Source organism: Pseudoroseomonas ludipueritiae, assembly GCF_014490445.1.
Classification (GTDB): domain Bacteria; phylum Pseudomonadota; class Alphaproteobacteria; order Acetobacterales; family Acetobacteraceae; genus Pseudoroseomonas; species Pseudoroseomonas ludipueritiae.
On record NZ_JACTUZ010000014.1, the window covers coordinates 1 to 11,669 of the forward strand.

The 11,669-nt window shown below is 68.0% G+C and carries 14 protein-coding genes; 11 read left to right on the forward strand and 3 right to left on the reverse strand.

Annotation, left to right across the window (positions count from 1 at the left end; translation table 11 throughout):
* On the reverse strand, positions 1-192 hold a 192-nt coding region (locus IBL25_RS06020), incomplete at its 3' end, for an FAD-dependent oxidoreductase (protein WP_187777653.1).
* Positions 193-449: 257 nt separating this feature from the next.
* Between IBL25_RS06020 and rpmH the strand changes: the two genes are divergently transcribed.
* The 11 genes from rpmH to IBL25_RS06075 all read left to right on the forward strand — a co-directional run bounded on the left by rpmH (position 450) and on the right by IBL25_RS06075 (position 9,704).
* Positions 450-584, forward strand: a complete 135-nt coding sequence (gene rpmH, locus IBL25_RS06025) for a 50S ribosomal protein L34 (protein ID WP_187777654.1) — start codon at positions 450-452, stop codon at positions 582-584.
* 25 nt (positions 585-609) lie between these two features.
* Positions 610-948 carry a ribonuclease P protein component gene (rnpA, locus tag IBL25_RS06030; protein WP_187777655.1) on the forward strand — a complete coding sequence of 113 codons (339 nt, stop codon included), beginning with the start codon at positions 610-612 and terminating at the stop codon, positions 946-948.
* Between the two features lie 29 nt (positions 949-977).
* The gene (gene yidD, locus IBL25_RS06035; protein ID WP_187777698.1) at positions 978-1,259 is read left to right on the forward strand and encodes a membrane protein insertion efficiency factor YidD; all 282 of its coding nucleotides are present in this window, start codon (positions 978-980) and stop codon (positions 1,257-1,259) included.
* 13 nt (positions 1,260-1,272) lie between these two features.
* Positions 1,273-3,030, forward strand: coding sequence for a membrane protein insertase YidC (yidC, locus tag IBL25_RS06040; RefSeq protein WP_187777656.1), 1,758 nt, complete (start codon positions 1,273-1,275; stop codon positions 3,028-3,030).
* A complete protein-coding gene (yihA, locus tag IBL25_RS06045; protein ID WP_187777657.1) occupies positions 3,027-3,701 on the forward strand; it encodes a ribosome biogenesis GTP-binding protein YihA/YsxC in 675 nt (224 codons plus the stop codon). The genes yidC and yihA overlap by 4 nt, the downstream gene beginning before the upstream one ends.
* A 93-nt stretch (positions 3,702-3,794) precedes the next feature.
* Positions 3,795-4,679, forward strand: coding sequence for an acetylglutamate kinase (argB, locus tag IBL25_RS06050; protein WP_187777658.1), 885 nt, complete (start codon positions 3,795-3,797; stop codon positions 4,677-4,679).
* Between the two features lie 93 nt (positions 4,680-4,772).
* A complete protein-coding gene (gene dapD, locus IBL25_RS06055; protein WP_187777659.1) occupies positions 4,773-5,609 on the forward strand; it encodes a 2,3,4,5-tetrahydropyridine-2,6-dicarboxylate N-succinyltransferase in 837 nt (278 codons plus the stop codon).
* Positions 5,610-5,618: 9 nt separating this feature from the next.
* Positions 5,619-6,746 carry a succinyl-diaminopimelate desuccinylase gene (gene dapE, locus IBL25_RS06060; RefSeq protein ID WP_187777660.1) on the forward strand — a complete coding sequence of 376 codons (1,128 nt, stop codon included), beginning with the start codon at positions 5,619-5,621 and terminating at the stop codon, positions 6,744-6,746.
* Between the two features lie 35 nt (positions 6,747-6,781).
* Entirely contained in the window at positions 6,782-7,321 is a 540-nt protein-coding gene (locus IBL25_RS06065) for a hypothetical protein (protein WP_187777661.1), read from the forward strand.
* A 55-nt stretch (positions 7,322-7,376) separates the two neighbouring features.
* Positions 7,377-8,075 (forward strand): glutathione binding-like protein, encoded by a 699-nt coding sequence (locus IBL25_RS06070; protein WP_187777662.1) that lies wholly within the window; start codon positions 7,377-7,379, stop codon positions 8,073-8,075.
* Positions 8,076-8,324: 249 nt separating this feature from the next.
* The gene (locus IBL25_RS06075) at positions 8,325-9,704 is read left to right on the forward strand and encodes a PleD family two-component system response regulator (RefSeq protein ID WP_187777663.1); all 1,380 of its coding nucleotides are present in this window, start codon (positions 8,325-8,327) and stop codon (positions 9,702-9,704) included.
* A 94-nt stretch (positions 9,705-9,798) separates the two neighbouring features.
* On the opposite strand, the gene rpmG is transcribed toward IBL25_RS06075, so the two are convergent.
* Positions 9,799-9,966, reverse strand: a complete 168-nt coding sequence (rpmG, locus tag IBL25_RS06080) for a 50S ribosomal protein L33 (protein WP_187777664.1) — start codon at positions 9,964-9,966, stop codon at positions 9,799-9,801.
* Between the two features lie 152 nt (positions 9,967-10,118).
* Complete coding sequence (locus IBL25_RS06085) at positions 10,119-11,654, reverse strand: S41 family peptidase (protein WP_187777665.1); 1,536 nt, start codon at positions 11,652-11,654, stop codon at positions 10,119-10,121.
* Between the last annotated feature and the right edge of the window lie 15 nt (positions 11,655-11,669).

Genomic DNA, 11,669 nt, shown 5'->3' on the forward strand with positions numbered 1-11,669 from the left:
GTGCGCGGCCTGCCGCTGCGCATCGGCGGCGCCGGACTGCTTCAGGCTGGTGCCGGAAGCCTCACGCTCGAACAGCACCGCCCGCCGGCCGGCCTCCAGGCAGCGGGCGGCCACCGCCAGGCCGGCGGCGCCACCCCCGATGATCGCCACGTCCCAGGTGGCATCGGACCTGGTTGCTTTGGATTCGGCCATCGAGTCTGCGCTCCTTCCAGGGCAAGGGAGGGCGTTATGGCGCCACCAGGGGCCAATTCCATACCCCCGAGGGGCAAAATGGTGCCGCAAAAGAGTGTCGGGAGGTTACGGCGGTTGACGCGCCACCACCCCACTTCCTATACGTCCCCTCCTTCACCGGGCGGCCTTTCCACGGGCGGTCCGGTTTTGCTGTGGCGCGCCGGCACGATCCGGGTCGGCACGGTCCTGGATCTGGATTTTTTGACGGAGTAACGCTCGTGAAGCGTACGTATCAGCCCTCGAAGCTCGTCCGGAAGCGCCGGCATGGTTTCCGTGCCCGCATGGAGACCGTCGGTGGCCGCAAGGTTCTGAGCAACCGCCGCTCCAAGGGCCGGAAGAAGCTCTCCGCCTAAGGCTTCGGGACGCGGGGAGCAGCCATTGGCCTCACCGCCTCGTCTGAAGCGGCGACGCGAGTTTCTGCGCGTCGCCGGCAAGGGGAACCGCGCCGCCCGGCCGGGTCTGGTTTTGCAGGCCCTGCCGGGAACGGCGGGGCCGCTTCGCGTGGGCTTTACCTGCACGAAGAAGCTGGGCAATGCCGTGGCACGCAACCGCGCCAAGCGGCGGCTGCGCGAGGCCGCGCGCCTGATGCTGGCCGAGGGTGCGCCCGAGGGCTGGGATCTGGTGATGATCGGCCGTGAGGCCACCGGCGAGCGGAACTTCCGCCAGCTGCTGGGCGACCTTCGTGGTCTGCTGAAGCAGCTGGGCGTCACGCCGTGAACCGCCTGAAGGGGCGTGCCCCGGCGGCGATGCTGCTGAAGGGCGCGGTCCGCACCTACCAGCTGACGCTGCGGGGCGTAATCGGCAGCCATTGCCGCTTCTACCCCCATTGCAGTGCCTATGCGATCGAGGCGCTGGACACGCATGGTGCCGCGCAGGGCTCCTGGCTCGCCGCGCGGCGCTTGCTCCGTTGCCATCCCTGGCATCCTGGGGGATACGACCCCGTGCCACTCCCGCCCCCCGAACCGGGGAAGGCGGAAGTGGAATCGAATTGCCCGCCGGCTTCGACGGCGGCCCACCAGAAGGCCTGATGGCACCGCTCCGATGGACCAGAAGCGACTTTTTGCGGCGATCGCGCTCTCGATCCTCATCGTCCTGGGCTTCGAGCTGTGGAAGCGCGAGACGACCCCGGCCCCTGAACCCGCGCCGGCTGTCGCCAGCCAGCAGACCACGCCGGGCACCAGCGCGCCGGCGGTGACGCCGGCCAGCCCGGGCTCGGCCGATGCCGCCCAGGCTGCCGCCACCAACCGCCCGGCGCCTGAGCGCCTGAAGATCGAGAGCCCCCGCCTGGCTGGCAGCCTCAACCTGCGCGGCGCACGGCTCGACGACCTGGTCCTGAGGGACTACCGCGAAACCACTGACAAGCTCTCGCCCAACGTGCGCCTCTTCGCGCCGCGGGACGAGGTGCAGCCTTATTACGCCCAGTGGGGCTGGTCCGCCGCCGACGGCCGCACCCGCGTGCCGGACAATGAGACGGACTGGACGGCGCAGGGCGGGCCGCTGGCGCCGGGCAAGCCGGTGACGCTGTCCTGGGACAACGGCCAGGGCCAGACCTTCCAGATCGTGCTGAGCCTGGACGAGAACTTCATGTTCCAGGCCGACCAGCGCGTGGTGAACAACGGCGCCGAGGCTGTTTCCGTGCTGCCCTGGGCGCGCGTGCGCCGTGAGGCGACGCCGCAGGTCGCTGGCTTCTACATCCTGCATGAAGGCTTCGTCGGCGTGCTCGACGGCCGCCTGCACGAGACGACCTACAAGAGCGCCAAGGAAGTGGGCCCCGAGAAGCGGGGCGTGGCGCTGGAGCAGGAGACCAGCGGTGGCTGGGCCGGCTTCACCGACAAGTACTGGCTGACCGCCATCAACCCCGTGGACACCGCGCAGCCGATGAAGGCCGCCTGGCGCCATGTGGCCGAGGGTGGGCAGGACCGCTGGCAGGTGGACTTCGCGCCGCCGGCCGCGCAGCAGGTGGCCGCTGGTGCCACGGGCAGCCTGGGCACCCGCGTTTTCGCCGGCGCCAAGGAAGTGCATCTGCTGGACCGCTACCGGGACAGCCTGAACATCACCGATTTCGACAAGGCGATCGATTTCGGCATGTTCTACTTCCTGACCAAGCCGTTCTTCTATGCGCTGGACTGGCTGTTCAAGCAGTTCGGGAACTTCGGCATCGCCATCCTGGTCTTCACGGTTGTGCTGAAGGCGCTGTTCTTCCCGCTGGCCAACAAGGCCTACAAGTCCATGGCGCGGATGAAGCTGCTCGCGCCCAAGATGACCGAGATCCGCGAGCGGTATAAGGACGACCCGGCCAAGGCCCAGGCCGAGATGATGGCGCTGTACAAGACGGAGAAGGTGAATCCCGCCTCCGGCTGCCTGCCCATCCTGATCCAGATCCCGGTGTTCTTCGCGCTCTATAAGGTGCTCTTCGTCACCATCGAGATGCGGCACGCGCCCTTCTTCGGCTGGATCCATGACCTCTCGGCGCCGGACCCGACCAACCTCTTCACGCTCTTCGGCCTGATCCCCTGGGACCCGCCGCAGCTGCTGCATATGCCGATCTGGGCCATCATCATGGGCTGCACGATGTTCCTGCAGCAGAAGATGAACCCGCAGCCGCCGGACCCGATCCAGGCCAAGATCTTCACCTGGATGCCGGTGATCTTCACCTTCATGCTGGCGAGCTTCCCGGCGGGCCTCGTGATCTACTGGTCCTGGAACAACCTGCTCTCCGTGGCGCAGCAGGGCTGGATCAGCCGGCATGAGCGTGCCGAGCGGGCCCAGGCCAAGAAGCTGGCGAAGGTCAAGCGATGACCAGCCTCGCCGACGCGCGCGACGAGGACGAGCGCGCGGCGGCGCTGGAGGAGGGGCGGCTGCTGTTCTGCCGCCCCTGCAACTTCTTCTACGCCGCCCAGTCCCTCGATCAGCTGCCTGAGCCGGGCCTGCCCGAAGTGGCCTTCTGCGGCCGCTCCAATGTGGGCAAGTCCTCCATCACCAACGCGCTGACGGGGCAGAACAGCCTGGCGCGTGTGTCCCACACGCCGGGCCGCACCAAGCAGCTGAACTTCTTCAACCTGGGCGACCGGCTGGTGCTGGTCGACATGCCTGGCTACGGCTATGCCCAGGCCGCCAAGAGCGTGAAGGAGGACTGGCAGGGGTTGATGTTCAACTTCCTCCGCGGCCGCCCGACGCTGCGGCGCGTGGTGCTGCTGCTGGACAGCCGGATCGAGACCAAGGCTTCCGACCACGCGGCCATGAAGCTGCTGACGGATGCCGCCGTCACTTTCCAGATCGTGCTGACCAAGGCCGATGACGTGAAGCCCGGGCCGCTGGCCAAGCGGCAGGAGGAAGCGCAGGCGCTGGTGAAGAAATACACCGCCGCGCACCCGCTGGTGATCACCACCAGCAGCGAGACCGGGCTCGGCATCCCGGAGCTGCGCGCGGAGCTGGCCGCCCTGGCGGCGCCACTTCCCGACGCCGCCTGAGCGCCTCGCGCCCGTCATGGGCGCGAACTTGACCCCTTGGCCCTGGCACTTTAGAGGCGGCGCGAAGGCAGCCTCGCCAGGACAGGGACCGTCATGGACCAAGACGCGCGCAACCAGATGGAACTCCTCGCCGAGGCGCTGCCGCTGCTGAAGCGATACGACGACCAGACCATCGTGGTGAAGTACGGCGGCCACGCCATGGGCGAGACCGAGGCCGCGGATCGCTTCGGCCGTGACATCGCTCTGCTGGAGCAGGTCGGCGTGAACCCCGTGGTGGTGCATGGCGGCGGCCCGCAGATCAACGCCATGCTGAAGCGGCTGAACGTGCAGTCCCAGTTCGTCAACGGCCTGCGCGTGACCGATGCCAATGTGGTGGACGTGGTCGAGATGGTGCTCTCCGGCACCGTCAATAAGCAGGTGGCCGATTGCATCACCCGCGCCGGCGCCATCGCCGTCGGCATCTCGGGCAAGGATGGCGGCCTGATCCGCGCCAAGAAGCTGGCCCGCACCTACCTCGACCCCGAGAGCAATATCGAGAAGGTGCTGGACCTCGGCTTCGTCGGTGAGCCGGAGCATGTGGACCCGCATGTGCTGGAGCTGCTGATCGGCGCGCAGATCGTGCCGGTGGTGGCGCCGGTCGGCGTGGGCGCCGATGGCCAGACCTACAACATCAATGCCGACACGGCGGCGGGCGCCATCGCCGGCGCGCTGAATGCCTCGCGCCTGCTGATGCTGACGGATGTCGCCGGCGTGCTGGACGAGAACAAGAAGCTGATCCCGGAGATGACGGTGGCCGAGGCGCGGGCCGGCATCGCGGCCGGCTGGATCTCGGGCGGCATGATCCCGAAGATCGAGACCTGCATCTACGCGATCGAGAAGGGCGTGAAGGCCGCCGTTATCGTCGATGGCCGGGTGCCGCATGCGGTGCTGATCGAACTCTTCACCGAAGGTGGCGCGGGCACACTGATCCGCCCCTGACCTCGCTTGCCGGGCCATTGTTGACAGCAGCCCGGACCCACCCGATACCGGCGCGGACATTCTTTTTCAGTTCGCGCCGATCGGGAAAATTCCATGGACCTCGCCAGCCTTTCCTCCACCATCGAGGGCCTGTGGGCCCGCCGCGCCGAGATCTCGCCCGCCACGCAGGGTGCTGACCGCCAGGCGATCGAGGCGGCGCTTGAGCTGCTGGATTCCGGCAAGGCCCGCGTGGCGCAGCCGGATGGGAAGGGCGGCTGGCAGGTCAACCAGTGGCTGAAGCAGGCGGTGCTGCTCTCCTTCCGCCTGGAAGACAGCGCGCCGATGGATGTCGGCCTTGGCGCCTACGACAAGGTTCCGCTGAAGTTCAAGGACTGGGGCGAGAACCGCTTCAAGGAAGCTGGCTTCCGCGCCGTGCCGGGCGCCGTGGTGCGCCGTTCCGCCTTCATCGGCAAGGGCGTGGTGCTGATGCCCTCCTTCGTGAATCTCGGCGCCTATGTCGATGAGAACACGATGGTCGATACCTGGGCCACCATCGGTTCCTGTGCCCAGATCGGCAAGAACTGCCATATCTCCGGCGGCGCCGGCATCGGCGGCGTGCTGGAGCCGCTGCAGGCCAACCCGGTGGTCATCGGCGACAACTGCTTCGTGGGCGCGCGCTCCGAAGTGGCCGAGGGCGTGATCGTGGGTGAGGGCAGCGTGCTCTCCATGGGCGTTTTCCTCGGCGCCTCCACCAAGATCATCGACCGTGCGACGGGCGAGGTCTTTGTCGGCCATGTGCCGCCCTATTCCGTGGTGGTGCCGGGCTCGCTGCCGGGCAAGCCGCTGCCGGATGGTACGCCGGGCCCGAGCCTCTACTGTGCCGTGATCGTGAAGCGGGTGGATGCCCAGACGCGGAGCAAGACCTCCATCAACGAGCTGCTGCGGGACTAAGTATCTCTCATGGACCCTTTGCCGCTTCTCCAGGACCTGATCCGCTGCCCGAGCGTGACGCCCGCCGATGCGGGTGCGATGGCGGTGCTGGAGGCGGCATTGGCGCCCCTGGGCTTCACCTGCACCCGCCTGCGCTTCGGCGAGGTCGAGAATCTCTTCGCGCGCCGTGGCACCGGGGCGCCGCATCTCTGCTTCGCCGGCCATACCGACGTGGTGCCGCCCGGCGATGCCAGCGGCTGGAGCACCGATCCCTTCGCGGCGGAGGTGCGGGAGGGCACTGTCTATGGCCGTGGCGCGGTGGACATGAAGGGCGGCATCGCCGCCTGGGTCGCCGCCGTGGCCTCCCTGCCGCCGGACCTGCCAGGCAGCCTTTCGCTGCTGATCACGGGCGATGAGGAAGGGCCGGCCACCGACGGCACCGTGCGCGTGCTGGAGTGGATGGAAGCCAATGGCCAGATCCCCGACATGTGCATCGTGGGGGAGCCGACCAGCAAGGCGGTGCTGGGCGACACCATCAAGATCGGCCGTCGGGGCAGCATGAATGTCTCCATCGCGCTGCATGGCGTGCAGGGGCACAGCGCATATCCGCAGCGCGCCGACAATCCCATCCACCGGCTGGTGCGTGTGCTGCACAGGCTGACAGCCGAGCCGCTTGATGCCGGCAGCGAGTGGTTCGAGCCTTCGACCCTGCAGGTCACCAGCTTCGATGTCGGCAACCCGGCCACCAATGTCATCCCGCCGGTGGCGCGGGCGCGGATGAACATCCGCTTCAACGACCTGCACAGCAGCGCCAAGCTGACCGCCCGCATCCGCGATGTGCTGGAGGCCGAGGGCGCGCGCTATGAGCTGGATGTCTCCTGCTCCGGCGAATCCTTCCTGACCCAGCCGGGCGATTTTGTCGCCGCGCTACAAACCGCGACCAGGAAGGCGGCGGGAGTGGAGCCGGCGCTAGATACCGGTGGCGGCACCTCGGATGCCCGCTTCATTGCGCGCTACTGCCCTGTGGCGGAACTGGGCGCGGTGGGCACCACCATGCACAAGGCCGATGAATCTACGCCCGTGGAGGAATTGCGGTCCTTGTCCCGTCTCTATGCCGCCGTGATCGCCGCGCTGCTGCCGGCACGGATCGTCGCCTGAGCCCGCGCCCGCCGAGCGCTGCCGGATTGACGGAGATGCGCGCTGGCCTGCGCGGCGCGCTGCTGCTCGCTCGGGGGCGCGTGGAAGGCATCATGCTGATGCCGATCTCGGCCGAGGGCGCCGCCCGGTCCTTCTGGGCCGCGGCGCTTTGCCTGCCGGTCTTTCTGATCCTGCGCCTGGTGCTGAGCGACCAGCCGTTGACCGGCCGCGCCCTGCTGGCGGAATTGTGCGGCTTCGCGGTGGGCTGGGCGGGCTATGCTCTGGCCACGCTGCCCATGGCGATCGCGGCTGGCCGCGCGCCGCTCTGGCCGCGTTTCCTGGCCACCTGGAACTGGATCAGCGTGATGCAGTACGGCCTAATCCTGCTGGTGGGGCTGGTCTCCGGCACGGGGCTGCCGGGCTGGCTGGGGCAGACGGTGGAACTGGCGGGGCTGGGATATGCATTGTGGCTGCAATGGTTCGGCACCGGGCTGGCCTTGCAGGTCGGTGGCGGCAGGGCAGTGGGTTTCGTGCTGCTGGACCTGATATTCGGCATGGTGCTGTCAGGCTTCGTCTCCGATCTTTCCGGCGGCTAGGCTTTTTGGTGGGGCTGGAACTCCTATCTGCCCGGGGCAAGGATCGAGGTAGAGCATGACCATTGATGTCTGGAGCTGGCCAACCCCGAACGGACATAAGGTCCATATCGCACTCGAGGAGCTGGAGCTTCCTTACCGCCTGGTGCCGGTGAACATCGGCAAGGGTGAACAGTTCAGCCCGGAATTCCTGGCCATCACCCCCAATCACCGCATTCCCGCCATCGTGGACACGGAGGGGCCGGATGGGCAGCGCATCCAGCTTTTCGAAAGCGGTGCGATCCTGATCTATCTGGCGGAGAAGGCGGGGCGGCTGATCCCGGCGGGTGCGGCGGCGCGCTACACCTGCCTGCAGTGGCTGATGTTCCAGATGGGCGGCGTGGGGCCGATGTTCGGCCAGTACAACCATTTCGCTGCCTATGCGCCCGAGAAGCTGCCCTATGCCATCGAGCGCTACGAGAATGAGGTGAAGCGCCTGCATCGCGTGCTGGAGAAGCGCCTCAGCGCCAGCGCCTATCTGGCCGGCGACGAGTATTCCATCGCCGATATCGCGACCTTTCCCTGGGTTCGTAACCCCGACCGCCGTGGCATCGACCTCTCCGAGTATCCGGGTGTGAAGCGGTGGCACGATGCCATTGCCGCGCGGCCGGCTGTGCAGCGTGGCGTGGCCGTGCTCGCGGAAAATCAGCGGAAGGGCCCGATAAGCGATGCGGAGCGTGAGCAGCTTTTTGGTAAGACGCAGTTCCAGGCACGCTGATCTGTTGCGTGGCCGGATTGGTAAGAAAATGTTCACCAGTCTTGGATGATGCTGATTGAGCGGGAACCGCGCTAGGCACCGTATTCGGATCTTGCCAGGTAGCGTGTGGCGACGCCGCGGCTCTGGCTGGCAAGACCGCCTCTGTCACTCCTATGATGCCAGTCAGAGGTGGTGCGGCGGCGCTGTTACAACTCGGTGGGGGGCCCCGGTGGTCCCTTGCCGTCTTCCTGCGGCGGAGGAGCCGGCGGCATGAGTGCGCGTATCCTGGTGGTGGATGATATCGCCGCCAATCTGCGTCTCCTGGAAGCGAGGCTGAACGCCGAGTATTACGAGGTCGCGCTGGCCTCCTCAGGCCCCGAGGCGCTGGTGCGCGCGGCGGAATGGATGCCGGACGTCATCCTGCTCGATGTGATGATGCCCGGCATGGATGGCTACGAGGTCTGCCGCCGCCTCAAGGCCAATCCCGACATCGCGCATATTCCCGTTGTCATGATCACCGCGCTGGTGGACCCGGCGGAGCGTGTGCGGGGGCTGGAGGCAGGGGCGGATGATTTCCTCTCCAAGCCGGTCGATCACCCGACGCTCTTCGCCCGGCTGCGGGCGCTGCTGCGCATGAAGCAGGTGCTGGATGCCTTCCGCCTGCGTGCCGAGACGGCGCAGGAGCTCGGCTTCACGCCGGAGCCACAGCCTTCCACCAGCCTGGCCGGCGCCGATGCGCTGCTGGTGACGGAGGATGTGAACGAGGCGGAGCTGCTGTCCTGTGTGCTCTCCGGCGATGGCATCCAGATCCGGCTGGCCTCGGACCCGGGCACGGCTTGGTCCATGCTGCAGGATGAGCAATACGACCTGGCGCTGTTGAGCCTATCGATGGAGGGCGGTGGCTTGCGCTTTGCCTCCCGCCTGCGCGCCCAGGCCCCGACACGGGATCTGCCGGTGCTGCTGATCGGCGATGCGGACCAGAAGAACCTGATCCTGCGCGGCTTCGACCTTGGCGCGAACGACCATGTGCTGCGGCCGGTGGACCCCAACGAATTACGGGCCCGTGCGCGCAACCAGATCCGCCGCAAGCGCTATCAGGAGCGGCTGCAGGCGGAACTGAACCGCTCGCTGGAAATGGCGATCACGGATGGCCTCACGGGGCTGCGCAACCGCCGCTACATCACCCGGCACCTGGAAGGGCTGCTAAGGGTCGGGGGCGTGGCGCTGCTGATGCTGGACGTGGACCGCTTCAAGACAGTCAACGACACCTATGGCCATGCCGCCGGGGATCAGGTGCTACAGGATGTCGCGCTGCGGATGCGGCAGCATCTGCGGGCCGTGGATGTCGTGGCGCGCTTCGGCGGCGAGGAGTTCGTCGTCGCCTTGGCCGGCGCCGGGCAGGAGGAAGCTGTGCAGGTGGCCGAGCGGCTGCGCGAATCGCTGCTCGATTCGCCGGTGGCGCTGGAGCAGCACAAGCCGCTGGCCATCACCGCCAGCATTGGCGTGGCCATCAGCCGGCCAGGCGATACCTTGGACGACCTGACCTCGGCCGCCGATGCCGCGCTCTACCGGGCCAAGGCCAATGGCCGCAACCGGGTGGAACTGGCCGTGCCGGAGGATTGGCGCCGCCGCAGCGCCGGCGTGGCCTGAGGGCAGCATCCGCTCACGAAAAAGGGCCCTTCCCGGCAGGGAAGAGCCCTTCGAAGCAGCATCGCTGCGCCCGCCAGATGGCGGGCGGCGCTGCTTACTTGATCTTGCCTTCGCGGTACACGACGTGCTTGCGCGCGACGGGGTCGTACTTCTTGAACTCCAGCTTGTTGGTCGTGGAGCGCGTGTTCTTCTTCGTCACGTAGAAGTGGCCGGTATCGGCGGTGCTGATGAGCTTGATGAGGATCGTGTTGGACTTGGCCATGACAATTCTTCCGTGGTCGCCCCAGTGGTCAACCGGGCGGGGTGCGGGCTGAGCCGGGCGATACGGAGCCGCATTCCCGGGGGTCTGATCAGGGGGCGGAACCTAGCGCGCCACCCGCTACAGTCAAGCGGATCCTTGCATTTGGCGCTGAATCAAGGGGAAAGGGCCGTCGCCAGCAGCCTTGGATGGTCGATCAAAGCCTTCGCGACCTCCGAATCCAGTTCCCGCTCCTCGGCAGGGGGGCAGGTGGCGCGCAGGGCGGCGACCTCGCTGGCCGGCACAGGGGGGCGGGCGGCGCGCAGCCGGGCCAGCACCGCCGCGCGGGGCGCATGGCCATTGCTGAGCTGTGCCATCTCCATCCGCACCGATTCCAGGCCAAGGCTGGTGCAGATGGTCGGCTGTACGCCCAGGCCCTGCACCGGCCAGCCCTGCGGCGCCAGCACGCGGGACCAGGAGATCAGCACCTCCGCGCCATTGGAAAGGGGGATGACGATCTGGATCAGACCTTTGCCGAGAGTGGAACTGCCCACCACGGCGGCACGCCCACGGTCCGACAATGCCGCCGCCACGATCTCGGCCGAGGAGGCGGTGCGGCCATCCACCAGGATCACCAGCGGCCGGGAGTGGGAGAGGTCAGTGCCGGCCGCCGTCCAGGCGCGCACCGAATCCGGATGCCGCCCCAGGCTGCTGGCAATGGGCCCGCCGGTCAGGAAGGCATCGGCCACCGACATGGCCTGGGAGAGCACGCCGCCGCGGTTGCCGCGCAGGTCCAGCACCACGCCACGCGGCGGCTGCGGCTCCGCGAAAGCCTCGTTCAGCACCGCGGAGAGGGTCTCGGTGGTATGAGAAGAAAAGGCGGTGAGGCGCAGCCACAGGATGCCTTCCTGCCGCTCTACCCTCAGCGCCCTGGCCGGTGCCGCGCTGCGCAGAAGGGTCACCGTGTGGCGCTGGTTGCCCCGGCGCAGCACCAGCGTGACCTCAGTGCCCGCAAGCCCCTCCAGAAGCTCCGCCGCATCGGTGATGTAGCGCGCGGAGACGGGGTAGCCGTCGATGGAGACCAGCTGGTCGCCCTCCCGCAGCCCGGCCTCGGCGGCAGGACCGTTGGGTACCAGCGAGGCGATGACCACCGTGCCCCGTCGCCCGGCGGCCAGCCGCAGGCCCAGGGAAGACTGCCCGACCCGCCGTTCACGCGCCTGCAGCGCCTCATCGGCGGTGACATAGCGGCTGTAGGGGTCGAGGTGGTTGAACAGCTCATCGAAGCCGGCCTGCAGCATCCGCTCGGTGCCGGCACGCTGCAGCAGGGGCGAGGCGGCCCAGGCGGCGCCGTAGAAGCGTGTCAGAAGCCCGGCCAGCGCCTCGGCGGCAGGCTCCTCGGCGGAGGACTGGCGGGGTCCGGGGCGGCCTGGTGGCGGCGGCACGGGCACGGAAAGCGGCACCGGCTGTTCGAGCAGCAGCCGGTCGTCGATGCTCAGCCGCATCCGGCCATTGGAGACCTCCGTTCCCAGGCGGGTGTCCACGGCGCCAAGGCCCCGCAGCGACCACAGCGCCATGTCGGCGGGCGCGGCGGATTCCAGGTGGCGCTCAATGATGGCGGTGAAGGCCTGCTGCAACGCCGGCAGGACCACGGAGCGCGGGAAGGGCGCCTCCTGCGCGCGGGCGGGCGCCGCGAGCAGCAGGGCCAGCAGCACCAGGACCAGGCCGGG